This window comes from Bacillus sp. FSL R5-0443 (genome assembly GCF_038608285.1).
In the GTDB taxonomy this organism is placed as follows: domain Bacteria; phylum Bacillota; class Bacilli; order Bacillales; family Bacillaceae; genus Bacillus; species Bacillus velezensis.
The window spans coordinates 3210001-3235386 of the sequence record NZ_CP152013.1 but is presented as its reverse complement, the minus strand read 5'-3'; the positions used below and the strand labels follow the sequence as shown (position 1 = coordinate 3235386).

Below are 25386 nucleotides of genomic sequence, written 5' to 3'. Positions count from 1 at the left end.
CAGTAAATGATTGAAAGAGGTTTACAAAATTGAAAAAAACAGCAAAAAAAATCGCCAGAAAATCAATAGCCAAAAAACTGATCATTTCATTTTTACTGATCTTAATCATTCCGGTAGCAGTATTGGCTGCCGGCGCCTACCGTTCGGCGGCTTCATCCGTTGAAAAGCAAATGATGGAAAGCGCCGAAGGAAATGTGCAAATCTTAAACAATATGATTGATGACCGGATCGGAATGTTTACAAAAAGCTCAGCATATTTCAGCGAATGGGCGACAAGCGCTAAATTTAAAGAAAAAAACCAAACGGAAATGCAAGAAAGGTTCAAACAGTTTATTGAAAGCAATGATAAAGCATCCGCCGTATTTTCAAGCAGCAAGGAAGGAACGTTTACCCGTTATCCGCATGCCGATATGCCGGCCGATTTCAATCCGCTTGAAAGAAGCTGGTATCAGGAAGCTATGGAGAATAAAGGCCAAACCATCATCACAGACCCTTATGAGTCCATCTCAAACAAAAAGATGGTCGTCACCATGGCCCGCGCGGCGCAAGACGGATCAGGCGTCGTCGCCATTGATATAAAAATCGACGATCTCATCACGATGACAAAAGAAGTGAACATCGGAAAAGAAGGATACGCCTTTATCCTCAGCAAAAATAAAAAAGCCGTTGCCTACAGTGATGAAAAAGCCGGCGCGGCGGTATCGGGAAAATGGGTTGATACATTATTCAGCGGGCAAAAAGGCGACTTTGAATATACGCTGAACGGGAAAGCGAAAAAAATGGCGTACGTGACCAATGAAGCGACGGGCTGGAAGATCAGCGGAACCATGTCCGTGGAAGAAATCAAGGATGCGGCAAGACCGGTTCTGACTCTGGCCGTTATCATATTGGCGATAGCCATTGCCGCAGGGATGATTTTCATTTATTTTGTCATCCGCTCAATTACTAAACCGTTAAAACGTCTCGTAGCATCAGCGGAAAAAATCAGCAGCGGAGATCTGACGGAAACCATTGATGTCAGCTCTCAAGATGAGCTGGGCGTGCTCGGTAAAAGTTTTAATCATATGACAGATTCACTCCGTTCGCTTATTCAGGGAATTCAGGACTCTGTTGAACATGTCGCTTCTTCCTCAGAGGAGCTGACGGCTTCGGCTGAGCAGACGAGCAAAGCAACGGAACATATCACCCTTGCGATTGAACAGTTTTCTAATGGAACGGAAGACCAAAGTGAGAGTATTGATAAAGCGACAGCCCAAGTGAATGAGATGAAAGACGGGCTCAGTGATCTGGCGGAAGCGGCAGCCGTGGTGACGGAAACGTCAATTGAATCGGCGGAGATATCCGGCGCCGGTGAGCGGCTTGTCAAGAAAACAGCCGGCCAGATGGGCGCCATTGACCAATCCGTAAGTAAAGCGGAGCAAGTCGTACAAGGGCTTGAACTCAAATCGCAGGACATCACCAGCATTTTGCGCGTCATTAACGGCATTGCCGATCAAACGAATCTCCTTGCTTTAAATGCAGCCATTGAAGCGGCAAGAGCGGGAGAATACGGACGCGGTTTTTCAGTCGTTGCCGAAGAAGTGAGAAAGCTTGCCGTCCAATCCGCCGATTCAGCGAAAGAAATCGAATCCTTAATTCATGAAATCGTCAAAGAAATTCATACTTCGCTCGGAATGCTGGAATCCGTCAATCACGAGGTGAAAAGCGGACTTCAGTTAACGGACGAAACGGAAAAAAGCTTCCGGGACATTTCCGTTAAAACAAATCAGATTGCCGGTGAACTGCAAAATATGAATGCAACCGTGGAACAGCTTTCTGCCGGGTCTCAGGAAGTATCAAACGCTTCAGAGGATATCGCGGCCGTCTCCAGACAAAGCGCGGCCGGCATTCAGGACATCGCGGCTTCAGCTGAAGAGCAGCTTGCGTCCATGGAGGAAATCAGTTCCTCCGCCGTCACGCTGGAAAAAATGGCGGAAGAATTACGCGAACTGACAAAGCGTTTTAAGATAAACTCTTAATTAAGTCTAAAAGACTAATTTTACGATAGGTAAAAAGTATGTTTCGTTATATTTCTTCTTTTTGGATGTGTATATTTACCCATAATTGCCGATATGAAGGGTAAACACGCAAGAGGAGATATAGCAGATGAAAAAAATTGTGCAAATCATCAAGCAGAGATCGCTTACAAGAAAACTGCTCATTTCTTTTTTGGCCATTCTCATTCTTCCTATTTCAACGCTGGCTTTTATCGCCTATCAATCGGCGGTAAGCACGCTTGACAGGCAGATGATGGGAAGCGCACTAGATAATGTGCAGCAGATTAACGATATGATCAACACAAGCATCAGCCAAAAGGAAGACGGAACGGCATATTTCAGCGATTGGCTCACAAAGGATCGGTACAAGCCGAAAAACCAATCGCAAATTACCGATAAATTCACAGAGTACATGAAGATCAATAAAGACGTGGAATCCATTTATACGAGTGACACGGAAGGACATTTCACACGGTATCCGGATCTGCAGATGCCTAAAGGATATAATCCGCTTGAAAGAGACTGGTATAAAAAGGCCGTGGAAAATAAGGGGAAGGTTGTTGTAACAGATCCTTACCGCACGGCTTCCACCAATACGATGGTCGTGACGGTCGTTCAGCAGACAAAAGACGGCTCAGGAGTCGTCGCCATCAATATGAAAATCGATGAGCTTCTGAAAACGACAAAGAAAGTGAACATCGGGAAATCCGGCTACGCTTTTATCCTGACGAAAGACAAAAAAGTGGTCGCCCACCCGAACCGCACGTCAGGCACAGTATTAAACGGGGAGTGGGCTGAACAGCTGTTCACCAGCAAAAAAGGTGATTTTCAATACAAATACGACGGCCAGGAAAAGAAAATGGCTTATGATACAAACGGGCTGACAGGCTGGAAGATTACCGGAACGATGTATCTGGACGAAATTCATGAAGCGGCCCTGCCGATCCTTCATCTGTCCCTGCTCGTTCTCGTATTAGCGATTGTGATCGGAACCATCGTCATGGTGCTGATTATCCGTTCAATCACAAAACCGCTCAAGCAGCTTGTGACATCATCGAAACAGATCAGTGAAGGCGACTTAACAGAAACGATCGAGATTCACTCAAAAGATGAATTAGGCGAGCTTGGCAAAAGCTTTAACAATATGGCCGCTTCGCTCAGGTCTCTCATCCATGCCATCCAGGATTCCGTGAATAACGTCGCATCTTCCTCAGAGGAGCTGACGGCTTCAGCGGAGCAGACAAGCAAGGCAACCGAACATATCACACTGGCGATCGAACAATTTTCTAACGGAAATGAAAGCCAAAGTGAAAATATTGAAAGCGCGGCGGAACATATTTACCAAATGAACAGCGGGCTTAAAGATATGGCGAAAGCATCTGCCGTCATTACCGAATCCTCTGCCACATCAGCGGAAGTCGCCAATTCAGGCGGAAAGCTCGTCCACCAGACGGTCGGCCAAATGAACGTCATTGACCGGTCAGTGAAAGAAGCTGAACAAGTGGTGCGCGGACTTGAAACAAAATCAAAAGACATTACAAACATTCTCCGTGTCATTAACGGAATCGCTGATCAGACAAACCTTCTTGCGCTGAACGCGGCCATTGAAGCCGCGCGTGCGGGTGAATACGGCCGGGGCTTCTCAGTCGTCGCCGAAGAGGTCAGAAAACTTGCGGTCCAGTCTGCCGATTCAGCGAAAGAAATCGAAAGCTTAATTATAGAAATCGTCAACGAAATCAATACATCTCTCGGCATGTTCCAATCCGTCAACAAAGAGGTGGAGAGCGGACTGGATATTACGAATCAGACCGAAACGAGCTTCAAACGGATTTCTGAAATGACGAACCAGATCGCCGGAGAAATTCAAAATATGAATGCGACGGTAGAACAGCTGACAGCAGGATCTCAGCAGATTTCAGGAGCTTCTGAGCAAATCGCGTCCATCGCAAAAGAAAGCTCCGCCAGCATTCAGGATATTGCGGCCTCCGCCGAAGAACAACTGGCTTCAATGGAAGAAATCAGTTCGTCTTCGGAAACGTTATCCCAAATGGCGGAAGAATTACGTGATATGACGAAACGATTTAAAATAGATTAATAGGTCATAGAACACCCAAATGTGCTGTTTGGGTGTTTTTTTTAGTTTTTTTAATAAATCTTTTGTCCTATCTGACGATATTAGATTTAGCTTTTCAAAGAAGGAGACTGAAAAAATGAAACAACTGATACATTGGATCAAACAGCCATCCATCAGCAAACCGCTGATCGCGGCATTTTTAGCCGTATTGGTGCTTCCGGTCGGCATACTCGCCTACTTCAGCTACCAAACGGCGGGGAATTCACTAGAAAGCGAACTGACCCACAGCGCCCAGGGAAATGTCAGCGAACTGAACAGCGTGCTGGAAAACATGCTTGAGGGTAAGCTGAAAGCGATTGACTACTACAGCGAATCAATCACAAAGGAAAAACTGGAGACGAAAAATAAATCGGTACTGCTTGACAAAATGAAGCAGTATGTCACCGTAAATGACGATGTCGCGTCAATTTACGCCGCGTCTCGCGACAAAGCGTTCGTGAAATATCCGTCCGTTGACATGCCGTCCGATTATAATCCGCTCACGCGCGAGTGGTATACAAAAGCGGTTGAAAAAAGCGGACAGCCAGTGTTTACCGAGCCTTATAAAGACGCTGCAACCGGACAGACGGTCGTTACGATTGCCCAGCAGACAAAAGACGGATCAGGCGTTGTGGCGCTTGATATTAATCTGGGCGACCTGCTGAATGCCTCCCAACGCGTCCAGATCGGTCATAAAGGTTTTGCCTTCATTACAACGGGAGATAAAAAATACATCGCCCATCCGACTATAAAAGCGGGAACGGAAGGCTCCGGAGAGTGGACGGAAGAAGTATTTTCCAAATCAAGCGGATCGTTTGAATACATGTTTGAAGGACAGCAGAAGAAAATGGCCTTCACGACAAACAAACTGACGGGCTGGAAAATCGCCGGCACATTTTTTGTCAGTGAGATCCATGACGCAGCCTCGCCTGTCATGAAAATGGCGCTGATCATCCTGGCGGTTTCTCTTATCGTCGGCGGTATTTTAATCGTTTTTATCATTCGCTCGATTGCAAAACCGCTCAAAAAACTTGTTTCGACATCAGCTAAAATCAGTGACGGCGATTTAACGGAAGTCATTGACATCAAGTCGAAAAATGAATTCGGGCAGCTCAGCCAAAGCTTCAATGAGATGTCGGCGTCACTCCGGTCTGTCATCGGCGTCATCCAGTCATCCGTCGAACATGTCGCTTCTTCATCCGAAGAGCTGACGGCATCCGCCGGACAGACAAGCAAGGCGACAGAGCATATTACACTGGCGATTGAACAATTCTCAAACGGAAACGAATCACAAAGCGAGAAATTGGAAGAAAGTGCTGATCACCTTTCCCAAATGAATGCGGGCATTGCCGAGACGGCGAATGTATCGGCGGAAATCACTGAATCCGCCATCCAAACCTCTGAAACGGCCGGGAGCGGAGAAGAATTAGTGGCGAAAACGGTCGGCCAGATGAAAACAATTGATCGTTCCGTACAGCAGGCGGAAGCGGTTGTAAAAGGGCTGGAAACGAAGTCGCACGACATTAAGAGCATTCTCAACGTCATTAACGGCATTGCCGATCAAACAAATCTGCTTGCCTTAAACGCTGCCATTGAAGCGGCCAGAGCCGGCGAATACGGGCGGGGCTTCTCCGTCGTTGCGGAAGAAGTGAGAAAGCTTGCCGTACAATCAGCCGGCTCCGCGAAGGAAATCGAAACGCTGATTCAGGAAATCGTCAAAGAAATCGCCACATCGCTTTCCGTATTCCAAGCGGTGAATCAAGATGTGAAGGAAGGCCTCGATATTACGGATCAAACGGCCGAAAGCTTCAAAAAAATCTCAGAAATGACGACTCAGATTTCAGGCGCCTTGCAGCATATGAACGGAACGCTTGAGAAGCTTGCAGCCGGGTCGCAAAATGTGACAAACGCGGTGGAGGACATTACCTCAGTCGCCAAAGAAGGGTCCGCCGGCATTCAAGACATCGCCGCCTCAGCTGAAGAGCAGCTGGCCTCCATGGAAGAAATCAGTTCATCCGCCGAAACGCTTGCGCATATGGCTGAAGAACTGCAGCAGGTCACACGGAAATTTACGATTCAGTCTGAAGACGAAGAACAGCTGTAGCGAGCTGTTTCTTTTCCTCATTTTAAAAAAGCGATACACTAGTATAAAAGAAGGGAGTGGCAGTGATGAGATTAGAAGGCAAAAAAGTCATAGCGCTTGTCAGTGACGATTTTGAAGACTTAGAGCTTTGGTATCCCGTCTACCGGCTGAGAGAGGAAGGCGCGATCGTTCATTTAATAGGAGAAGAAGCGGGCCGTTCATACAAAGGAAAATACGGTGTGCCTGCGACGGCGGATTACGATTTTAAGAGCCTGATTATTCAGGAGTATGATGCCGTGCTCGTGCCCGGCGGCTGGGCTCCTGACAAACTGCGAAGATATCCCGAAGTTTTGGACATCATCCGTACGATGAACGAGCAGAAAAAGCCGATCGGCCAGATCTGCCATGCGGGCTGGGTGCTCATATCTGCCGGAATTCTCGCAGGAAAAAAAGTAACGAGCACGCCCGGCATCAAAGACGACATGACAAATGCAGGGGCACAGTGGCTGGATGAAGCTGTCGTAACTGACGGACACATTGTATCAAGCCGCCGCCCGCCCGACCTTCCGCAGTATGCAAAAGCGTTTGCTGACCTGTTAGCGTCCAAATAAAAAACATCCGCCCGAATCCGGGCGGATGTTTTTAGTTTTGATCGGCGGGAAAGACAATTCCGATTTGTTTTCTCGCTTCTTCCATAATGCTTGCCGTAATGAAAGAACGTTCAAATGTATTTTCGGAAGACTCCCGCTGTCCGTTTCGAAGAAGATTGATGAATTCAGCCGTTTCGTAGTACATCGACGGTTTCAGATCAGGGACTGAAATGTCTTCCGTCCGGCCGTCACGATAGCGGATTTCCGCCCGTTCCGGTCCGTGAATGCTGTCCAGAACGATCGTGCCGTCTTCACCCTGAATTTCCGCCGGGGCAAACGAATTTGAGATTTTCGAATGCATCAGCACCGCTTCAAATCCGTCGTATGACAGAATGACCGTGCCTTCGCCGTCAACGCCGGATGCTAGTTTATGACCGGTCGCAATGACGTTTTTCGGTTTGCCGAACAGGACGACGGCCGGATAAATGCAGTACACGCCGATGTCCATTAACGAACCGTTCGATAATTCAGGCTTAAACGCGTTTAGCACCGTACCGTTCTTATATGCATCATATCGTGATGAATATTGGCAGTAGCTTGCCGTGAATCTCCTGATGGGTCCGATTTTATGTAAGTGGTTTTGAAGCATGCTGAAGTTCGGCAGGAACGTTGTTTTCATGGCTTCCATCAAGAGAACGCCGTTCGTTTTGGCTGCGTGAATCATTTCATCCGTTTCCCTTGCGTTAGACGCAAACGGTTTTTCGCACAGTACATGCTTGCCGTGTTCCATAAAAAGGACCGCCTGCTCTTTGTGAAATGCATTCGGGCTGGCGAGATACACCGCGTCATAGGCTTTGCTTTCCGCCATTTCTTTCAGGCTGGTAAAATAATGAGCAGCGCCGTGTTTGCCGGCGAATTCCGCCGCGCGTTCCTCAGTTCTGGAATAAACCGCCGTTAATTGAAAATCATCAATAGCAGAAGCCGCCTCCAGAAATCGTTCTGTAATCCAATTCGTTCCGACTGTTGCAAATCGAATCATTGCTATCGCTCCTTCTATGTATTGGCTTACATTATAGCTTTTTTTCTGAGAAACATAAATGGAAAAAAGGCTGCCAGCTAAAGGGATAGGAAAAATTCCCATAGAGACCGGTTATTATTTTTCATTACAGGAACGATAGTGTACAATTTAAGTAAAATACATATGATGGAGGAACAATAGTGGAAACATTGCAAACATGGGGCGGCAGATTTAAACAGTTTTTCTTAGACAATAAATTTGTCTTGTTTTTGCTTGTATTGCTGCTCATCGGTCTCAATATCCTTGTCTTTATGAAGACATCATTTATTTTCACACCTATTATCGTCCTGCTCAAAACGATTGCGCTCCCCGTCATTTTGACAGGAATTGTTTATTATCTGCTTAATCCGATCGTAGATATATTGGAAAAAATAAGAGTGAAAAGAGTCTATTCCATCCTGCTCCTTTACCTCATTATTATAGGGCTGATTACGATTACGGTCGTTTCAATTATTCCGTTTTTAAAGGAACAGATCATGAGCCTGATCGACAATCTGCCGAAATATGTGGATATCGTTGAAGATCAGACGAAAAGCCTGATCGGAAGCGATTTTGTAAATCAGGCGCAAAAGACGATGAATATCAACATTTCCGATCTTGCTAATAAAGTATCGGCGCAGGCGGCGACAATTGCAAACAGCACATTTACCGGAGTCGGGAATTTTATCGGCGCGCTGACGGAAGTGATTATTTCAATTGTGACCGTGCCGTTTATTCTGTTCTATTTGCTGAAAGACGGCAAAAAACTGCCGATTTATATCTTAAAGTTTGTGCCCACCCGTCTGAAAGAACAAACGTATACGATGCTTAGTGAAATGAACCACAGATTAAGTTCCTATATCAGAGGACAGGTCATCGTCAGCTTCTGCATCGGGTTTTTATTATTTATCGGCTATCTGATTATCGGACTTGATTATGCGTCACTGCTTGCGGTCATTGCCGCTTGTACGAGCGTTGTTCCGTATTTAGGGCCGACCATTGCCATCACGCCGGCGATTATTATCGCGTTGGTCACTTCGCCCCTTATGCTGCTAAAGCTTGCGATTGTATGGACCGTTGTCCAGCTCGTGGAAGGGAAATTAATTTCGCCGCAGATCATGGGGAAAAATCTTCACATTCACCCGATTACCATCATCTTTGTTCTTTTAACCGCCGGAAAGCTGTTCGGGGTTGTCGGCATTATTTTAGCCATCCCGGGGTATGCGGTCATCAAAGTGGTCACGACCCATCTGTTTGATTGGTTCAAAATGCGTTCGCATTTATATGAAGAAGAAAAAAATGATGCTGGATCGAAGTCATAAAATCGGAACGGATATGATATTTATTATAAGACAGGCTTTCCTTCAGAGGAGAGCTTCTCTTTTGTAAATGATGAATGAAGGGAAGAATGGGATGACACTATGGGAGATGTTCACAGCAGCCGTTTTGGGAATCGTGGAAGGGCTGACGGAGTATGCGCCGGTTTCTTCCACGGGACATATGATCATAGCGGATGACATCTGGCTGAAATCCGGAAGCCTGATGAATCCGGAAGCCGCCAATTCCTTCAAAGTGGTGATTCAGCTCGGTTCGATTCTGGCGGTGGCCATTGTGTTTAAGGATCGGATATTACATTTACTCGGCCTCAAAAAAAACGTCACGCGCGATCAGCAGAAGGGATACAGGCTGACCATCGCGCAAATCGCCGTCGGTCTTGTTCCGGCGGCGGTGCTCGGTTTTTTATTTGAGGATTTCATTGACCGCTATTTATTCTCCGTCAGAACGGTCGCTTACGGATTAATTGCCGGAGCCGTGCTTATGCTTATAGCGGACTGGATCAATAAAAGGAAAGAAACGATCGATACGGTAGACAGAATCACCTACAAACAGGCTTTCTGTGTCGGATTATTCCAGTGTCTCGCCTTATGGCCCGGATTTTCCCGCTCAGGCTCAACGATTGCCGGAGGTGTCATTGTCGGCTTGAATCACCGGGCAGCCGCAGACTTCACATTTATTATGGCTATTCCGATTATGGCGGGCGCAAGCCTTCTGAAGCTGGTGAAATACTGGAGCAGTCTTTCTTATGACATGATTCCGTTTTTTCTAGTCGGCTTTATCTGCGCCTTTGTCGTCGCCCTCTTAGTCGTCAAATTTTTTCTTCGGCTCATTAACCGGATTAAGCTTGTCCCGTTCGCCATTTACCGTGTCATCCTCGGCATCATTTTAATCATGCTCGTGCGATAAACGAAGAGGCCCCCGGAGGGTCTTCTTTTTATGTTCGAAAAGCGTCTCAGGAAAATATGAGCAAACTGAATTTTCTGCTTGAAATTCAAAGAAGACTCGTCTATAATAAAACATGACGTTACAGCACGGGGCCATAGCTCAGCTGGGAGAGCGCTACGCTGGCAGCGTAGAGGTCAGGGGTTCGAGCCCCCTTGGCTCCATACCTAAACCCTTATTCTATAAATAAGGGTTTTTTTGTTTTTTCATCTTCTGTGGCAGCCTCTATGTTCTGCTTCATTTCTAACAATTCAAAATAAAGGAAAGAGAGAAAATGAAAAAGAAAATCTATCTTATATTATCTCTGTCAGCTGCACTGACGCTTTTTTTGACAGCGCTCCCGGCTCTTTCTCCCGTCGTCTTCACGTCTGCTTCAGAAAAAGGAGCCATCAGGCATGACGTTTATAAAAAAGGATATCCGTATCGATTCTTCAAAAAGAAGAAGGCGGCGTAGAGGCCGGGAACCTTTATTATGTAAATTGGTTCAATTGGAAAGATGATACCGGACAGACGCCGCACGTATGTTATTCAAAAAAATAGTCCTAAGGCGAGTACAAAGTAAGCTGCGGAACCGGACCGTAATGATCAAGAGCCCCTCTCCAATGAGGGGCTCTTTCTGTCGATGCCGCTCTGGCTCTCCGTTTAATATCCCCAATATAACGGCGTATCATAATGCCGATACGGATCATTCGGATAATGCGTATTTGGCTGATAAGGCGTATTCATATCATGAATCCCCGTGTTTTCAGTCTGTCCGCAGTATTTATCGGGACCTATTACAGTTGATTGCCGGATCGGTGAAACGGCTTTTTCCCACTCATGCTCATTCAGACAGTACGTATGCGCCATGATCTCAGGCGGCGTCAGACGGAGAATATCCGAGCCGTATATCACTTCAGGCGAAGGGGCGTCAAATATGGCCAAAAGGTGGGTTTTGTCTGAAGTGGCGACTTCATAATGCCACCACCCCTGCGGAACATTCGCCACTTGTCCTGAAGAGATCGGATAATTCCGTATTTTCTGGGTGAACGGATTCAGCATCGACACCACCGCGGAACCCGAAATACAGTACACCAATTCAGCGGCGTTTTGATGGGTATGCGGTTCAATCACATTTGTTTTGCTCAGAAAGATATCTAATAATGAAATATTTTCAAGCGTGTTTAACTGTTTAATCCCCAATACATTGATAAAGTTCCGAGCATCTTTCGTAAAAAAACGGCTCTCATTCACATTATAAGTGAACTGTGTATTCGGAGACGTGTAATCGATATCGGAAACCATGCACTCCCCCGCTTTCATCTTTAAACGTATATTCCTAAATATATGTGTCCCTGTTTCACCGGGTGATAAAAAAGGAGGTAAAATCCATAAATTCCAAATCCAACACAATATTGTGACGACTTTTTTAAAGATTCATTTTAAATATATCTTTTATTCAAAATATCTCTTACTATAAAGATATATTGAAAATACATCTTTAGAAGGGTTGAGGATTAACATGCTGGATGAGAGAACAATAGACATCATCAAAAGCACAGTACCCGTATTGCAAACACATGGAGAAAACATCACCGGACGCTTTTATAACCTGATGTTTCAAGATCATCCCGAACTGTTAAATATGTTTAACCAAACGAACCAAAAGAAACAGACTCAGCGCGCAGCATTGGCAAATGCAGTCATTGCGGCTGCGGCGAATATTGATCAACTAGAACAAATCATTCCGGCGGTCAGACAGATCGGCCATAAACACACAAGCATCGGTGTAAAACCGGAACATTATCCGATTGTCGGAAAGTATCTGCTTCTGGCAATTAAGGATGTGCTGCAGGATGCCGCAACTCCTGAGATTATGCAGGCATGGGAAAAAGCTTACGGTGTTATTGCGGAGGCTTTCATCGGCATTGAAAAAGACATGTACAATGAAGCCGGATGGCAGGGGTATAAAGAATTTACGGTTATACAGAAAACGAAAGAAAGCATAGATATCACATCATTTTATATCAAACCGAGTGACGGTTCTTCGCTTCCTGGATTTGAAGCGGGACAATATATCAGCATTAAAGTGCGGATTGCGGATTCTCCTTATACGCACATTCGCCAGTACAGCCTGTCTGATGCTTCTCAAAAAGGGGCATATCGGATTTCTGTGAAAAAGGACGGAGCGGTTTCTTCTCATCTCCACAATGAAGTTCAAGAGGGAGATAAACTTGAAGTCAGCGCACCCGCCGGGGATTTCAAGCTGTCTTCTGCCGAAAAACCGGTTGTTCTTATCAGTGCCGGTTCCGGAATCACGCCGATGATGAGCATGCTGAAAACAGCCGCCGAAAAACAGCCGGAGCGTTCCGTTACTTTTATTCATGCCGCGAAAAACGGAGAGTACGCCGCGTTCCGCAAAGAGGCTGAACAAGCTGCGGAGAATCATCCGAATCGTAACATCATTTACGTATACAGTGAACCGGCAGAACAAGACCGCTCAGGAGACAAGCCTTTTTACAGCGGCAGGATTGATCAAACCTTCTTGGAGCAGCTTCATCTGAATCAAGATGCTGAATTTTACTTGTGCGGATCAGCGCAGTTTATGACGCAAATGAAAGATATGATTCTTGCTCTCGGGTTTGACTCTGATTCCGTTCAATATGAATTGTTCGGCCCTCAGCTGAGCATGGCATAACAAAAAAGACTCCTCAAAGAGGAGTCTTTTTTATTTGCACAATGTGTTCTTTCTCCGTCTTTTTCCCTATTTTATTGAAATTTTCATCAATGACCAGTAAAATTATAAATCTAGTGATTCCGGAATTAAAGGAAGGTTGATATGAAAAAGAAAGCAAAGACCAAAAGGGTGCTTGGGTGCCTTTTTGCTGTATCTCTTATATTCGGATTATTTCTGGTATCAATGGTGTTTTCGAAATTCATAGTGATGGAAGAAAAACCGCCTGAAGAGGTGGACGAGCAGCAGGTCTTTATTGACAGCCTTTCCGGGCATGCTCAAATTTTATATGAGAAATATCATGTCCTTCCGAGCATCACCCTCGCACAGGCCATTCTCGAATCGGACTGGGGGAACAGTGAGCTTGCGGGGAAAGCGCGCAACCTGTTCGGTGTAAAAGGTGATTATAAAGGAAAACACGTCACGATGAAAACGGATGAATTTGAAAAAGGAAAACGAAAAACGATTCGGGCAAAATTCCGTAAATACAGCACGTTTTTTGAATCAATGGATGACCATGCCAAATTATTTGTCAACGGAACGTCTTGGAATAAAAAGAAGTATAAGCCCGTCATTGAAGCGGACAATTATAAAACAGCGGCGGCTGCCCTTCAAAAATCCGGCTACGCCACAGACCCCGGCTATGCTGAAAAAATTAAAGATGTCATAGAAACCTATAATCTGAATGAATATGACAAAATCAATGCCTCTCTTAAAGCAGTTGATATGAAAGGCGCCATCAAAGACCACGCCATTGAAGACGTGTGGTCCAAGCCGTCAAAAGAGCAGCATTCTATTAAACTGGCATCGGCGCAAAAGTTTACCGGCCAGCATATTAAAGTTGTATCTGAAAAACAAAACGGAGAATCCGTCTGGTACCAAATTCAAGTGAAAGATGAGCTGATCGGCTGGGTTGACCAAACCGCCGTCCAGTTAAGTGAAGAAACATAAGCATCAAAAAAAGCCGGCAGCCCGCCGGCTTTTTTACATTCCTTCAGTTTCAAACCTTTTAATATCACGTTTATGCCCCATCAGCACAAGGCAGTCACATTCATGAATGACAGTCTCCGGAGAAGGGGACAGCTGAATGTCTCCATTATGTTTCACGGCGAGAATGGTGCAGCCGAATCTGGCCCGGACGCCGAGATCAAGAATGGATTTTAAATGCAGCTTTTTCGTGGCTGAAAGCTCCACAATGCTGTATTCATCTGACAAATCAATGTAATTTAAGACATTTTCATCCGAAAGGCTTTGCGCAATCCGCACGCCCATATCCTTTTCGGGATGGATAATACGATCAGCACCGATCTTTTCAAGCACTTTGTGATGATAATAGTTTTGCGCTTTCACCCAAATATTAGGGATGTTCAGCTCCTTCAATAACAGCGTCGTCAGCGTGCTTGCCTGAATGTTGGCGCCGATTGCTACGATGACATATTCAAAATTTCTGATGCCGAGCGACTGAAGCTCGCTTTCTTCCGTTGAATTTGCCCGCACAGCATGCGTGGCATAAGAGGAGTATGCGTTGACCCGCTCTTCGCTGATATCGACCGCAAGCACCTCATGCCCCATTTTAAAAAGCTCTTTACAGATGCTTCCGCCGAAACGGCCGAGTCCGATGACGGCAAATTGTTTATTTTTGATTTTTCCCAATCCTCATAACTCCTTAAGAAACTGTTTTCGTCACTCCAAATACAACAAACAAGAATGTACTCCTGTTTCAAGGGTTTGTCAATGCGAGGGCCGGAAGAAAGAAAACAGCACAAAAAAAGACCGGCTGACAAGCGATGGGCTTGTGCCGGTCCGTTTTTCGCAATTATTTGCAGTTGCAAGGCTGTGTCGGCGGTGTGCTGCGTTTTTGAACAACAATTGTGTCCTCAGCATAGAATTTAGAGCCGATGCTTAATGATTTATTTTCTGCACGGAACTTATATGTACCTGCAGCAGGCAATGTTTTATTATTAAGAGAAAGCTTGAATTCCGCTGCGCCGAGCAAATCAATGTTTAACGGAAGTCTGACTGTTTTTCCGTTATTCAGAATCTGTCTTTCACGCAAAGCGTGTCCGTTGACTGTATCTTTTGTTGTAGCCGCAAATCCGCTAGGAAGGGTAAATTCCATAACGCCTAAGCTCAGGATCGTGTTCGGACGGTACGTCAATTCGATATCAGAAAATGACCATTCCTGCTGGCTGGCACCTGTATATTTTGCAAATAAGGTAGCAGTCGCTTTCGTGGACATTTCCGGCTCGTGAACGGTTGAGCCTGACTCAGCGGCGAATGACGCTGTCGGCAGAGAAAGAAGCAAAACCAGGCCGAATAAACTTGCCATGACAGTTGAGAAAAATTTCTGTTTCATTTTCATAAATCCCCCTAAAAAAAATTTGCTGGTTGTTCTTAAAAAAGAACGACCATACCTATAAAAATTTACCATCAATTTTAATGGAAGTAAATGGGGTTATGTTCCTATATTTTCTCAAAAATAATCAAATCACGACAAAAAACGCCTGATTTTGATTCAGGCGTTTTTTTCGTCCGTTTCTATCGGAATAAATTTAAAAATCTCCCCGCTCTGAACCGAGTCAGCGAGACGCTTCAGCCAATGATAATAAGCTTTCGAACTTTCAAGCTGATCATATAACTGCCGCGCTTCTTCCTGTAATTCCGCGTTTCCTTCCTCGGCCAGCAAAACGGACTGCAAATCCGCCTGGGCCTGTTCGATGGCGGACAAATTCACCTGAACTTCACGATCCCATTTCGGCGGGAAGAAATTCGTGAAAAACGTAAAGAAATCTTTTTCCGCTACAAACGTATGCTTCCGTGTGCCGCGGTGAAAGGTTTTTTTGACCACATTTAAATCCTGCAGCTTTTTGACGCCTGTGCTCATACTCGGTTTGCTCATCTGCAGTTCCTCACGCATTTCGTCAAGCGTCATTTCATCCCTCATATACATTGTTCCGTATAAAATCCCGACACTCCGTGTGATTCCGTAAAGATCCATCGTCTCTGCAATGGAATCAATGACAAGATCCCTGGCTTGTTCTATAGCTGCGAATTCTGGATTCTCATCCATACTGTCCCTCTTTTCCTCTTGAAGTTTAAATTTGTTAAGTCATTTCTTTATGTTCTTAATCTTAACGAATCATGACAAAATGTCAAAATCTAAACGGACTGACCGGGTTTTGACAGGTAAAAAAACATGTGTTAAATTAATATTGTTAAAAACATTAAATTTTTATTTAACAAACTTACTTTTCGGTAAGGAGGACTCTTATGAGCAAAACGCTTTATATCGGCGGCGAATGGATCAGTGCAGAAAAAAAACAGACCCGCCGTATCATTAATCCATTTAATCAAGAAGAAATTGCAACGGTATGCGAAGGAGACCGGGATGATGCGGTGAAAGCCATCGCCGCAGCCAGAAAAGCATTTGATGAAGGGGAGTGGCCGGTGCTTTCCGGGCTCGAGCGCGGACAATTTGTTCTGAAAATTGCGGAATTAATCAGACGCGATCTGAACGAATTAGCTGAGCTGGAATCGCTCGATACAGGAAAAACGATTGAAGAAAGTAAAGCCGATATGGATGATATCGCAAATGTATTTCAATATTATGCCGGTTTGGCGGATAAAGACGGAGGCGAGGTCATTTCATCTCCGATTCCCGATTCCGTAAGTAAAATCGTCAGAGAGCCCATTGGCGTATGCGGACAAATTACGCCGTGGAACTATCCGCTCCTTCAGGCGAGCTGGAAAATCGCTCCCGCTCTTGCGGCCGGAAACACGATCGTTTTAAAGCCGAGCGAGATTACTCCGCTGACAACCATTAAAGTCTTTCAATTAATAGAAGAAGCCGGTATTCCGAAAGGGGTTGCCAATCTTGTGCTGGGGCCGGGCGCCTCTGTCGGCGACGAGCTGGCGAGAAACCTCGACGTCGATTTGGTCTCTTTTACGGGCGGAATTGAAACAGGCAAAAAAATCATGCAGGCGGCAAGCGGCAATGTGAAAAAGATTGCTCTGGAGCTTGGCGGCAAAAATCCGAATATCGTATTCCAAGATGCAGATCTCGAAACAGCTGCAGATCAAGCGCTGAACGCCGTGTTTTTCCATGCCGGCCAAGTATGTTCGGCAGGGTCCCGTCTTTTGGTGGACGAAGCCATTCATGATGAATTTTTAGCCGAGCTGATCAAGCGCACGAAACGCATAAAATTAGGAAACGGTTTTCATGAAGATACGGAAAGCGGTCCGCTGATTTCCGCCGAGCATCGGGCTAAAGTCGAAAAATACGTAGAAATCGGCATCGAAGAAGGGGCAAAACTGGAAACAGGCGGCAAACGTCCTGATGATCCCGCCCTTCAAAACGGTTTCTTCTATGAACCTACTATTTTCTCAAACTGCAAGTCTGATATGCGGATAGTCCAAGAGGAGATCTTCGGCCCCGTTTTAACAGTTGAGTCATTTTCTTCTGAAGAAGAAGTGATCAGACTTGCCAACGATACCATTTACGGGCTGGCCGGAGCGGTATGGTCAAAGGATATTGAAAAATGCGAACGCGTAGCCGCCAAACTGCGGATGGGAACGGTATGGATCAATGATTTCCACCCGTATTTCGCGCAAGCGCCATGGGGCGGGTACAAACAATCGGGCTTCGGCCGCGAACTCGGCAAAATCGGTCTGGAAGAATACACGGAAATCAAACATATTTACCGCAACACGAAACCTGCGGCTGTGAACTGGTTTCAAGCATAACGAGGAGGAGATACAATATGACATTAAATATGAAAGTAGAAAGCATGCATAAATTCCATACATTCGAAATCCCGACAGTCATTAAACACGGAATCGGCGCGATTCAGCACGCGGGAAGTGAAGTCAGAGCGCTTGGCGTCACAAAAGCGCTGCTCGTAACAGACCCGGGAATTTATAACGCGGGAGTGGCAAACCCGGTCATTGAATCTTTACAGGAAGCGGGCATCGAAGTCGTCCTGTTTAACAAAGTGGAGCCGAACCCGCCTGTACGTCTTGTAAACGAAGGATCAGAACTGTATAAAAAAGAAAACTGCAACGGTCTTGTGGCTGTCGGCGGCGGAAGCTCCATGGATACAGCGAAAGCCATCGGGGTAGAAGCGACACACGAAGGAAGCGTGCTTGATTATGAAGCCGCGGAAGGCAAAAAGCCGCTGGAAAACCGTATTCCTCCGCTGACAACGATCCCGACGACTGCGGGAACAGGTTCAGAGGTCACACAATGGGCGGTCATTACAGATGAGGAAAGAGAATTTAAATTCAATACGGGCGGACCGCTTATCGCCGCGCATTTAACGGTCATTGACCCTGAGCTGCACACGTCCATGCCTCCGCATGTGACGGCCATGACAGGTATTGACGCACTTGCGCACGCCATCGAGTGCTATACGATGAAATTCGCGCAGCCGATCACTGATGCCGTCGCTTTAATGGCCATTGAATATGCGGCGCATTATATTAAGCGCTCGTTTGCGGACGGAGAGGATTTGGAAGCAAGATACGGCATGGCGCAGGCGGCGATGCTTGCCGGCCTTTCATACGGCAGTGAATCAGCAGGCGCGGCGCATGCGATGAGCCAGACGCTCGGCGGCATCATCCCTGTCGCTCACGGACAATGCGTCGCAGCTATGATGGGGCCGGTAATGGAATACAACTGGAAAGGCTATCCGGAAAAATTCGCCCGCATCGCCAAAGCATTCGGAATCGATACAAGCAACATGACAACCGAAGAAGCGGCAAAAGCGTCCGTCAACTGGATGTATGATCTTGTAAAAGATTTAGAGGTGCCGAGTTTAGAAGAACAAGGTGTGTCTCCGGACATGATTGAACGTTTATCAAAAGAAGCCATGAAAGATCCGCAAACTTTCGGAAATCCAAGAGATTTGAATGAGAAAGCATACAACTGGATTTACAAACGCTGCTTTGACTTAACGCCGAAAACGGTATAATAAATGAACCCCGCTCCTTTACAGAGCGGGGTTTTTTAAGGATAATGTCAAGAAAAAGGCGGTGGTGGCTGATGTGGAAACGCATAACAGCAAAGACGGAAGGCGTATATATAGCGGATACCGAACAATTTGTTACTAAAAAGATGGACAAGCTTCGTGCGGAATACGGCGGGTTTCCGGGTGACTTGCATTTTGGACTGACAAAAAAGGCCGGCGCGCGTGAGCCGATGTATGAAAGAGGAACAGAAATTTTTAACCGGAGACAGATTTCAATCGTGTCCATGGAGGAATGTGATGACATTGCGGAGAAGATGGGGATTTCTCATATCTTTCCCGAATGGCTCGGCGCTAACATCGCAATCAGCGGTTTTTCTGCACTGACGCCGCTTAAAGAAGGAAGCAGAATGATATTTCCAAGCGGTGCGTCTCTGTTGTGCGAGGGAGAAAATGATCCGTGCATTCAGCCGGGAGAAGTCATTCAATCCTTTTATCCGGATCAGCCAAAACTCGCCGCGGCGTTTGTGAGGCACGCGATGGGCAGAAGAGGAATTGTCTGTATTGTTGAACGCCCGGGTGACATATGCACGGGCGATGCGGTCACCATCCATTCTTATGAACCGAAACGCGCCAAGAAAAAAATCGAGAAGGTCTGAGTCAGACCTTTTCGATTTTTTGTTTGATTTCTTTTATTTGATTAATGTGACGCTTTTCATGATGGCCGATAAAATCAATCCACTGGCGGATCGTCAGTTCTTGAAAAACAGGATGCGGAAGCACACGTTCAAAGTCTTCCTCGTTTAATGATGAAATAACTGCGGTCAGCTGCTGTCTTGCCGTATCTAATTCTTGTTTTGCTTCAATGACTGATAATCGGTTTTGCTCAGGTTCGAGGTGTGACGGCGCCGGCCGTTTATCTGTTCTGTCCTCTATAAACTCCATCGGTTTTTCTTCTATTTCTTTTAACGGTGCGTCTTTTGCCTGCTTTGATAAAAGGGTCTGCGCTGTTTCGTCAATTTTCTTTAAATGGTCAAGGACTTCCCGCACGCTCCACTCATCAGCCGCGGGCTTTCGATTGAATTCCTCATCAGAGAGTCCTTTCAGTTCTTCCCAGATCTGCTGTCTGGCTTCATTAAAAATGCTCATCCTATCTCCTCCTTTAGAGTAAACATATCATATCCGGATTGGATAATCATGTAATCAGCCTTCCTTATCAGAAAATTGAAACCATTTACCTTTACATCCGTATATAAAGTAACACTCCGATACATCCGTATATAAAGTAACACTCCGACACCTCGGCCGAAAGGAGGATAGAAGATGGACATATTTCATCTGCCGCTTGAAACGGTCTATCTTTACACATTGATTATTTCGGGAAGTCTCACGCTTTTGATTCTGTTTTTTCAAGATGTGTTTCACGGCCTCTCGGAAGCCATTCCTGTTTCATTTTTAAACCCTGCATTGATTCTGTCTTTTTTAACAATCTTTTCAGCCTCAGGTTATATCGGCGAAATCGCCGCTCCGCTATCTAGTTCTGTCATTGCGTTGCTTTCATTTGTTCTTTCGGTTCTTTTGGTCAGCCTGCTTCACTTCTTCGTCCTTGTCCCGCTTTCATCAGCGGAAGAATCGCTCGCTTATCGGGAGACGGATTTAAAGGGCAGAGTCGGCAGGGTCATTACTTCCGTCCCGAAAGACGGCTATGGAGAAGTGATCATAGAGGGAATAGGGGGCGCCATTTCTAAATCAGCCGTCAGCTTTGATCAAGAACAGATCAAGTACGGAACTGCCGTATTAGTGATTGACGTGAAAGACGGAGTGCTTTTTGTGACGCCGCATGAACCAATCTGATATCTAAGGGGGAACTGTTATGACTATGCCGATTATCATCGTTATCGGAATCGTATTCTTTTTACTCATCGCACTTATTGCTGTATTTATTACGAAGTACCGGACAGCGGGGCCGGACGAAGCCCTTATCGTGACCGGAAGTTATTTGGGAAATAAGAACGTCCACATTGATGAAGGCGGAAATCGTCTGAAAATCGTCCGGGGCGGGGGAACGTTCGTGCTCCCGGTATTCCAGCAGGCAGAACCTCTCAGTTTACTGTCAAGCAAACTTGATGTCTCTACACCTGAAGTCTATACAGAACAAGGCGTGCCGGTAATGGCCGACGGAACCGCCATTATTAAAATCGGAGGCTCCATCGGTGAAATCGCCACAGCAGCTGAACAATTTTTGGGGAAATCTAAGGACGACCGTGAGCAGGAGGCGCGGGAGGTGCTGGAAGGCCATCTGCGCTCCATCCTCGGCTCCATGACCGTTGAAGAGATTTATAAAAACAGGGAAAAGTTTTCTCAGGAAGTCCAGCGGGTCGCGTCTCAGGATCTTGCTAAAATGGGGCTCGTGATCGTTTCTTTTACGATTAAAGACGTCCGCGATAAAAACGGCTATCTTGAATCATTAGGTAAGCCGAGAATCGCCCAAGTCAAGCGGGATGCGGACATTGCCACGGCAGAAGCGGATAAAGAGACGAGGATTAAACGTGCGGCCGCTGATAAAGACGCAAAAAAATCAGAGCTGGAGCGGGCGACGGAAATAGCTGAAGCGGAAAAAATCAATCAGCTGAAAATGGCGGAATACAGAAGAGAGCAGGATACAGCAAAAGCCAATGCCGACCAGGCATATGATCTTGAAACAGCAAAAGCCCGCCAGCAGGTGACAGAGCAGGAAATGCAAATTAAAATTATTGAGCGGCAAAAGCAGATTGAATTGGAGGAAAAAGAAATTCTGCGCCGTGAGCGCCAATATGACTCTGAAGTGAAGAAAAAAGCCGATGCCGACCGTTACTCGGTGGAACAAGCGGCCGAAGCCGCAAAAGCGAAGCAGCTCGCGGAAGCGGATGCCGAGCAGTACAGTATCGAAGCGATGGCCAAGGCGGAAGCGGAACGCGTGAGAATTGACGGTCTTGCTAAAGCGGAGGCTGAAAAGGCGAGAGGAGAAACCGAAGCGGAAGTCATCCGCCTGAAAGGTCTCGCAGAAGCGGAAGCTAAAGAAAAAATCGCCGAAGCATTCGAAAAATACGGGCAGGCTGCAATCCTTGATATGATTGTGAAAATGCTGCCTGAATATGCGAAGCAAGTCTCAGCGCCTCTTTCCAACATTGATAAAATAACCGTCGTTGATACGGGAGGAAGCGGTGAAAACAGCGGGGCCAATAAAGTCACAGGCTACGCAACCAATTTAATGGCCGGTCTTCAGGAAAGCTTAAAAGCATCTTCCGGAATCAATGTAAAAGAGCTTATTGAGAATTTTTCAGGTAAAGGAAACATAAAACAAAGTATAAATGAACTTACAAAAGAACTGAGTGATTCGAACGAACGGCACAGCCCGAAATAAAAAAACAGCAGGCGTAAACCGCCTGCTGTTTCAGTTCGTCCGCTTAGCTTCAAGAAGCCGCGGCGCAGTCATGAATAATAAGATAAGGACAATGGCCGAAAGGATAAAAGAAGGAATCATATAAGTCGCGTTATAGACGGACGAATAAATCCAGACCGGCGTGCCCTTCGGAGCATAGCTTCCGAAAAAGACAGCTCCGGAGACCACATGTGCCGCATAGCGCAGCACACTGCCGATGAAAACACCGCCTATAACATACATCGTTAAAGCGCCTCTTTTTTTATTCAATGCCGATTCCCGTACACCGGAAGCAAACGAGCCGCTGAAACCGAGGACTGCAAAGGCCGCGATGTAATCAAGAAATAGCTGCACCGGGTGCTGCAAAAACAAATTGCCGATGGCGATCTGGACAATCCCTGTCAAAAAGCCTGTCGTAAGCCCGGCTTTCACTCCCCAGCGGAATGAAATCAAAAAAATCGGAATCATCATAATAGAGACCGAACCGCCTTGGGGCATCCGGAGAAACATACCTGAGACAATGTCCAGAATGACAGCCGCCCCGGTCATAATCGCTATTTCAATTAAGCGCACAAGCCGTGTTGAATGATTCATAGTTTTCCCCCTGGTCAGACAACCGTAACAAGGATAAACAAAAAAGCAGCGCGGGGAAGGATGGGAAAAGGTCCGCGCGCTGCTTGCATAAACTGCAAATCATTTGGCTTTGCCACATCCCTACGCCAGCGTTAACTAACAGGTTCAAAGGGTCAGAACAAAATGTTCACTCTCAGCTTTAATGCTCCCCTTGTGGTCATCAAGTATTTAGTTCAATCTTACTATACAAGAAAATATGCCAAACCACAAGACAGCTTATCTTTCTATAGAAGAGAAACTGAAATAAGTATGAAAGAAAATAATTAATGATTTTTTAAAAAAACTATTGTCATATTTTCAAAAGGGTGTTATATTATTAAACGTCGCTGATGAACAGCAGACAACAACGAAAAGCTTCGCAAACAACTTAAAAAAAGTTGTTGACATAAAAGAAGCTGAGTGGTAAGATAATAAAGCTGCTTCAACAAGCGGTAATGATCTTTGAAAACTAAACAAGACAAAACGTACCTGTTAATTCAAAGTTTTAAATAAATCGCACAGCGATGTGCGTAGTCAGTCAAACTACTTTATCGGAGAGTTTGATCCTGGCTCAGGACGAACGCTGGCGGCGTGCCTAATACATGCAAGTCGAGCGGACAGATGGGAGCTTGCTCCCTGATGTTAGCGGCGGACGGGTGAGTAACACGTGGGTAACCTGCCTGTAAGACTGGGATAACTCCGGGAAACCGGGGCTAATACCGGATGGTTGTCTGAACCGCATGGTTCAGACATAAAAGGTGGCTTCGGCTACCACTTACAGATGGACCCGCGGCGCATTAGCTAGTTGGTGAGGTAACGGCTCACCAAGGCGACGATGCGTAGCCGACCTGAGAGGGTGATCGGCCACACTGGGACTGAGACACGGCCCAGACTCCTACGGGAGGCAGCAGTAGGGAATCTTCCGCAATGGACGAAAGTCTGACGGAGCAACGCCGCGTGAGTGATGAAGGTTTTCGGATCGTAAAGCTCTGTTGTTAGGGAAGAACAAGTGCCGTTCAAATAGGGCGGCACCTTGACGGTACCTAACCAGAAAGCCACGGCTAACTACGTGCCAGCAGCCGCGGTAATACGTAGGTGGCAAGCGTTGTCCGGAATTATTGGGCGTAAAGGGCTCGCAGGCGGTTTCTTAAGTCTGATGTGAAAGCCCCCGGCTCAACCGGGGAGGGTCATTGGAAACTGGGGAACTTGAGTGCAGAAGAGGAGAGTGGAATTCCACGTGTAGCGGTGAAATGCGTAGAGATGTGGAGGAACACCAGTGGCGAAGGCGACTCTCTGGTCTGTAACTGACGCTGAGGAGCGAAAGCGTGGGGAGCGAACAGGATTAGATACCCTGGTAGTCCACGCCGTAAACGATGAGTGCTAAGTGTTAGGGGGTTTCCGCCCCTTAGTGCTGCAGCTAACGCATTAAGCACTCCGCCTGGGGAGTACGGTCGCAAGACTGAAACTCAAAGGAATTGACGGGGGCCCGCACAAGCGGTGGAGCATGTGGTTTAATTCGAAGCAACGCGAAGAACCTTACCAGGTCTTGACATCCTCTGACAATCCTAGAGATAGGACGTCCCCTTCGGGGGCAGAGTGACAGGTGGTGCATGGTTGTCGTCAGCTCGTGTCGTGAGATGTTGGGTTAAGTCCCGCAACGAGCGCAACCCTTGATCTTAGTTGCCAGCATTCAGTTGGGCACTCTAAGGTGACTGCCGGTGACAAACCGGAGGAAGGTGGGGATGACGTCAAATCATCATGCCCCTTATGACCTGGGCTACACACGTGCTACAATGGACAGAACAAAGGGCAGCGAAACCGCGAGGTTAAGCCAATCCCACAAATCTGTTCTCAGTTCGGATCGCAGTCTGCAACTCGACTGCGTGAAGCTGGAATCGCTAGTAATCGCGGATCAGCATGCCGCGGTGAATACGTTCCCGGGCCTTGTACACACCGCCCGTCACACCACGAGAGTTTGTAACACCCGAAGTCGGTGAGGTAACCTTTTAGGAGCCAGCCGCCGAAGGTGGGACAGATGATTGGGGTGAAGTCGTAACAAGGTAGCCGTATCGGAAGGTGCGGCTGGATCACCTCCTTTCTAAGGATTTTAACGGAATATAAGACCTTGGGTCTTATAAACAGAACGTTCCCTGTCTTGTTTAGTTTTGAAGGATCATTCCTTCAAAACATAGGAACACCTGCTAAATGCGCCACTTCCTGTGGCAACGCATGTGTTAGCATGTCCTATGCGTTGTTCTTTGAAAACTAGATAACAGAAGTAATTCACATTCAATTAGTAATGCAAGATATCACGTAGTGATTCTTTTTAACGGTTAAGTTAGAAAGGGCGCACGGTGGATGCCTTGGCACTAGGAGCCGATGAAGGACGGGACGAACACCGATATGCTTCGGGGAGCTGTAAGCAAGCTTTGATCCGGAGATTTCCGAATGGGGAAACCCACCACTCGTAATGGAGTGGTATCCATATCTGAATACATAGGATATGAGAAGGCAGACC

19 protein-coding genes, 1 tRNA gene, 2 rRNA genes, 2 pseudogenes and 1 riboswitch (1 of these 25 only partly in view) are annotated in these 25386 nt (G+C 46.4%); of the genes and pseudogenes, 17 read left to right on the top strand and 7 right to left on the bottom strand.

Translation table 11 applies throughout. The features are described 5' to 3' along the window. Positions 1-29 precede the first annotated feature (29 nt). The 4 genes from NYE28_RS16285 (at position 30) to NYE28_RS16270 (ending at position 6843) form a co-directional block, all read left to right on the top strand. Positions 30-2018, top strand: a complete 1989-nt coding sequence (locus tag NYE28_RS16285) for a methyl-accepting chemotaxis protein (protein ID WP_047936064.1) — start codon at positions 30-32, stop codon at positions 2016-2018. Between the two features lie 127 nt (positions 2019-2145). Then, complete coding sequence (locus tag NYE28_RS16280; protein ID WP_099567041.1) at positions 2146-4131, top strand: methyl-accepting chemotaxis protein; 1986 nt, start codon at positions 2146-2148, stop codon at positions 4129-4131. 115 nt (positions 4132-4246) lie between these two features. Further along, positions 4247-6253 (top strand): methyl-accepting chemotaxis protein, encoded by a 2007-nt coding sequence (locus NYE28_RS16275; RefSeq protein ID WP_012118283.1) that lies wholly within the window; start codon positions 4247-4249, stop codon positions 6251-6253. 65 nt (positions 6254-6318) lie between these two features. Continuing rightward, the gene (locus NYE28_RS16270; RefSeq protein WP_003152143.1) at positions 6319-6843 is read left to right on the top strand and encodes a type 1 glutamine amidotransferase domain-containing protein; all 525 of its coding nucleotides are present in this window, start codon (positions 6319-6321) and stop codon (positions 6841-6843) included. 31 nt (positions 6844-6874) lie between these two features. On the opposite strand, the gene NYE28_RS16265 is transcribed toward NYE28_RS16270, so the two are convergent. Continuing rightward, on the bottom strand, positions 6875-7861 hold the full coding sequence (locus tag NYE28_RS16265) for a Gfo/Idh/MocA family oxidoreductase (protein ID WP_059367950.1): 987 nt from the start codon (positions 7859-7861) through the stop codon (positions 6875-6877). A 179-nt stretch (positions 7862-8040) separates the two neighbouring features. Between NYE28_RS16265 and NYE28_RS16260 the strand changes: the two genes are divergently transcribed. From NYE28_RS16260 to NYE28_RS16245, 4 genes and pseudogenes are all read left to right on the top strand, one after another. Then, entirely contained in the window at positions 8041-9201 is a 1161-nt protein-coding gene (locus NYE28_RS16260; RefSeq protein WP_007408629.1) for an AI-2E family transporter, read from the top strand. A 91-nt stretch (positions 9202-9292) separates the two neighbouring features. Beyond that, on the top strand, positions 9293-10123 hold the full coding sequence (locus tag NYE28_RS16255) for an undecaprenyl-diphosphate phosphatase (RefSeq protein ID WP_007613337.1): 831 nt from the start codon (positions 9293-9295) through the stop codon (positions 10121-10123). A gap of 127 nt (positions 10124-10250) precedes the next feature. Continuing rightward, positions 10251-10323, top strand: a tRNA-Ala gene (locus NYE28_RS16250). 110 nt (positions 10324-10433) lie between these two features. Next, a pseudogene (locus tag NYE28_RS16245) lies at positions 10434-10699 on the top strand (hypothetical protein). Positions 10700-10927: 228 nt separating this feature from the next. On the opposite strand, the pseudogene NYE28_RS16240 reads toward NYE28_RS16245, so the two are convergent. Then, positions 10928-11443 (bottom strand): annotated as a pseudogene (locus NYE28_RS16240) (cupin domain-containing protein); the annotation flags it as partial. Positions 11444-11660: 217 nt separating this feature from the next. Between NYE28_RS16240 and hmpA the strand changes: the two are divergent. Then, positions 11661-12836, top strand: coding sequence for an NO-inducible flavohemoprotein (gene hmpA / locus NYE28_RS16235; protein ID WP_100001565.1), 1176 nt, complete (start codon positions 11661-11663; stop codon positions 12834-12836). 141 nt (positions 12837-12977) lie between these two features. Next, on the top strand, positions 12978-13823 hold the full coding sequence (locus NYE28_RS16230) for a glucosaminidase domain-containing protein (RefSeq protein WP_094031237.1): 846 nt from the start codon (positions 12978-12980) through the stop codon (positions 13821-13823). 33 nt (positions 13824-13856) lie between these two features. On the opposite strand, the gene NYE28_RS16225 is transcribed toward NYE28_RS16230, so the two are convergent. The 3 genes from NYE28_RS16225 to NYE28_RS16215 all read right to left on the bottom strand — a co-directional run bounded on the left by NYE28_RS16225 (position 13857) and on the right by NYE28_RS16215 (position 15942). After that, the gene (locus tag NYE28_RS16225) at positions 13857-14525 is read right to left on the bottom strand and encodes a TrkA family potassium uptake protein (RefSeq protein WP_014418723.1); all 669 of its coding nucleotides are present in this window, start codon (positions 14523-14525) and stop codon (positions 13857-13859) included. Positions 14526-14688: 163 nt separating this feature from the next. Continuing rightward, positions 14689-15228 carry a biofilm surface layer hydrophobin BslA gene (bslA, locus tag NYE28_RS16220; RefSeq protein ID WP_015240450.1) on the bottom strand — a complete coding sequence of 180 codons (540 nt, stop codon included), beginning with the start codon at positions 15226-15228 and terminating at the stop codon, positions 14689-14691. A 159-nt stretch (positions 15229-15387) separates the two neighbouring features. Beyond that, positions 15388-15942 (bottom strand): GbsR/MarR family transcriptional regulator, encoded by a 555-nt coding sequence (locus NYE28_RS16215; RefSeq protein ID WP_007410170.1) that lies wholly within the window; start codon positions 15940-15942, stop codon positions 15388-15390. Positions 15943-16142: 200 nt separating this feature from the next. On the opposite strand from NYE28_RS16215, the gene betB reads away from it, so the two are divergent. From betB to NYE28_RS16200, 3 genes are all read left to right on the top strand, one after another. Next, positions 16143-17615 (top strand): betaine-aldehyde dehydrogenase, encoded by a 1473-nt coding sequence (gene betB, locus NYE28_RS16210; RefSeq protein ID WP_014418720.1) that lies wholly within the window; start codon positions 16143-16145, stop codon positions 17613-17615. Between the two features lie 17 nt (positions 17616-17632). Further along, the gene (gene gbsB, locus NYE28_RS16205) at positions 17633-18841 is read left to right on the top strand and encodes a choline dehydrogenase (protein WP_061581482.1); all 1209 of its coding nucleotides are present in this window, start codon (positions 17633-17635) and stop codon (positions 18839-18841) included. 71 nt (positions 18842-18912) lie between these two features. Next, the gene (locus tag NYE28_RS16200; protein ID WP_003152182.1) at positions 18913-19494 is read left to right on the top strand and encodes an MOSC domain-containing protein; all 582 of its coding nucleotides are present in this window, start codon (positions 18913-18915) and stop codon (positions 19492-19494) included. A gap of 1 nt (position 19495) precedes the next feature. Here NYE28_RS16200 and NYE28_RS16195 read toward each other — a convergent pair whose 3' ends face one another. Next, positions 19496-19984, bottom strand: coding sequence for a DinB family protein (locus NYE28_RS16195; protein ID WP_047936062.1), 489 nt, complete (start codon positions 19982-19984; stop codon positions 19496-19498). A gap of 174 nt (positions 19985-20158) precedes the next feature. On the opposite strand from NYE28_RS16195, the gene NYE28_RS16190 reads away from it, so the two are divergent. Together NYE28_RS16190 and NYE28_RS16185 are read left to right on the top strand one after the other, a co-directional pair. Beyond that, positions 20159-20689, top strand: coding sequence for an NfeD family protein (locus tag NYE28_RS16190; protein ID WP_007410165.1), 531 nt, complete (start codon positions 20159-20161; stop codon positions 20687-20689). Between the two features lie 19 nt (positions 20690-20708). Continuing rightward, a complete protein-coding gene (locus NYE28_RS16185) occupies positions 20709-22238 on the top strand; it encodes a flotillin family protein (protein ID WP_160223232.1) in 1530 nt (509 codons plus the stop codon). A 30-nt stretch (positions 22239-22268) separates the two neighbouring features. On the opposite strand, the gene thiT is transcribed toward NYE28_RS16185, so the two are convergent. After that, positions 22269-22850, bottom strand: coding sequence for an energy-coupled thiamine transporter ThiT (gene thiT / locus NYE28_RS16180; protein WP_059367954.1), 582 nt, complete (start codon positions 22848-22850; stop codon positions 22269-22271). A 100-nt stretch (positions 22851-22950) separates the two neighbouring features. Beyond that, positions 22951-23051: riboswitch (TPP riboswitch) on the bottom strand. 365 nt (positions 23052-23416) lie between these two features. Here thiT and NYE28_RS16175 point away from each other — a divergent pair. After that, positions 23417-24966 (top strand): 16S ribosomal RNA (locus NYE28_RS16175). 233 nt (positions 24967-25199) lie between these two features. Continuing rightward, positions 25200-25386, top strand: a 23S ribosomal RNA gene (locus NYE28_RS16170); it runs 2743 nt beyond the window's last position. Together the 16S and 23S rRNA genes form the textbook arrangement of a ribosomal RNA operon.

Coding starts and splice junctions, on each gene's coding strand:
- bslA (WP_015240450.1), bottom strand. CDS start 15,228: ATGAAACAGAAATTTTTCTCAACTGTCATGGCAAGTTTATTCGGCCTG.
- gbsB (WP_061581482.1), top strand. CDS start 17,633: ATGACATTAAATATGAAAGTAGAAAGCATGCATAAATTCCATACATTC.
- NYE28_RS16265 (WP_059367950.1), bottom strand. CDS start 7,861: ATGATTCGATTTGCAACAGTCGGAACGAATTGGATTACAGAACGATTT.
- betB (WP_014418720.1), top strand. CDS start 16,143: ATGAGCAAAACGCTTTATATCGGCGGCGAATGGATCAGTGCAGAAAAA.
- NYE28_RS16215 (WP_007410170.1), bottom strand. CDS start 15,942: ATGGATGAGAATCCAGAATTCGCAGCTATAGAACAAGCCAGGGATCTT.
- hmpA (WP_100001565.1), top strand. CDS start 11,661: ATGCTGGATGAGAGAACAATAGACATCATCAAAAGCACAGTACCCGTA.
- thiT (WP_059367954.1), bottom strand. CDS start 22,850: ATGAATCATTCAACACGGCTTGTGCGCTTAATTGAAATAGCGATTATG.
- NYE28_RS16185 (WP_160223232.1), top strand. CDS start 20,709: ATGACTATGCCGATTATCATCGTTATCGGAATCGTATTCTTTTTACTC.
- NYE28_RS16195 (WP_047936062.1), bottom strand. CDS start 19,984: ATGAGCATTTTTAATGAAGCCAGACAGCAGATCTGGGAAGAACTGAAA.
- NYE28_RS16255 (WP_007613337.1), top strand. CDS start 9,293: ATGACACTATGGGAGATGTTCACAGCAGCCGTTTTGGGAATCGTGGAA.
- NYE28_RS16270 (WP_003152143.1), top strand. CDS start 6,319: ATGAGATTAGAAGGCAAAAAAGTCATAGCGCTTGTCAGTGACGATTTT.
- NYE28_RS16275 (WP_012118283.1), top strand. CDS start 4,247: ATGAAACAACTGATACATTGGATCAAACAGCCATCCATCAGCAAACCG.
- NYE28_RS16280 (WP_099567041.1), top strand. CDS start 2,146: ATGAAAAAAATTGTGCAAATCATCAAGCAGAGATCGCTTACAAGAAAA.
- NYE28_RS16190 (WP_007410165.1), top strand. CDS start 20,159: ATGGACATATTTCATCTGCCGCTTGAAACGGTCTATCTTTACACATTG.
- NYE28_RS16200 (WP_003152182.1), top strand. CDS start 18,913: ATGTGGAAACGCATAACAGCAAAGACGGAAGGCGTATATATAGCGGAT.
- NYE28_RS16230 (WP_094031237.1), top strand. CDS start 12,978: ATGAAAAAGAAAGCAAAGACCAAAAGGGTGCTTGGGTGCCTTTTTGCT.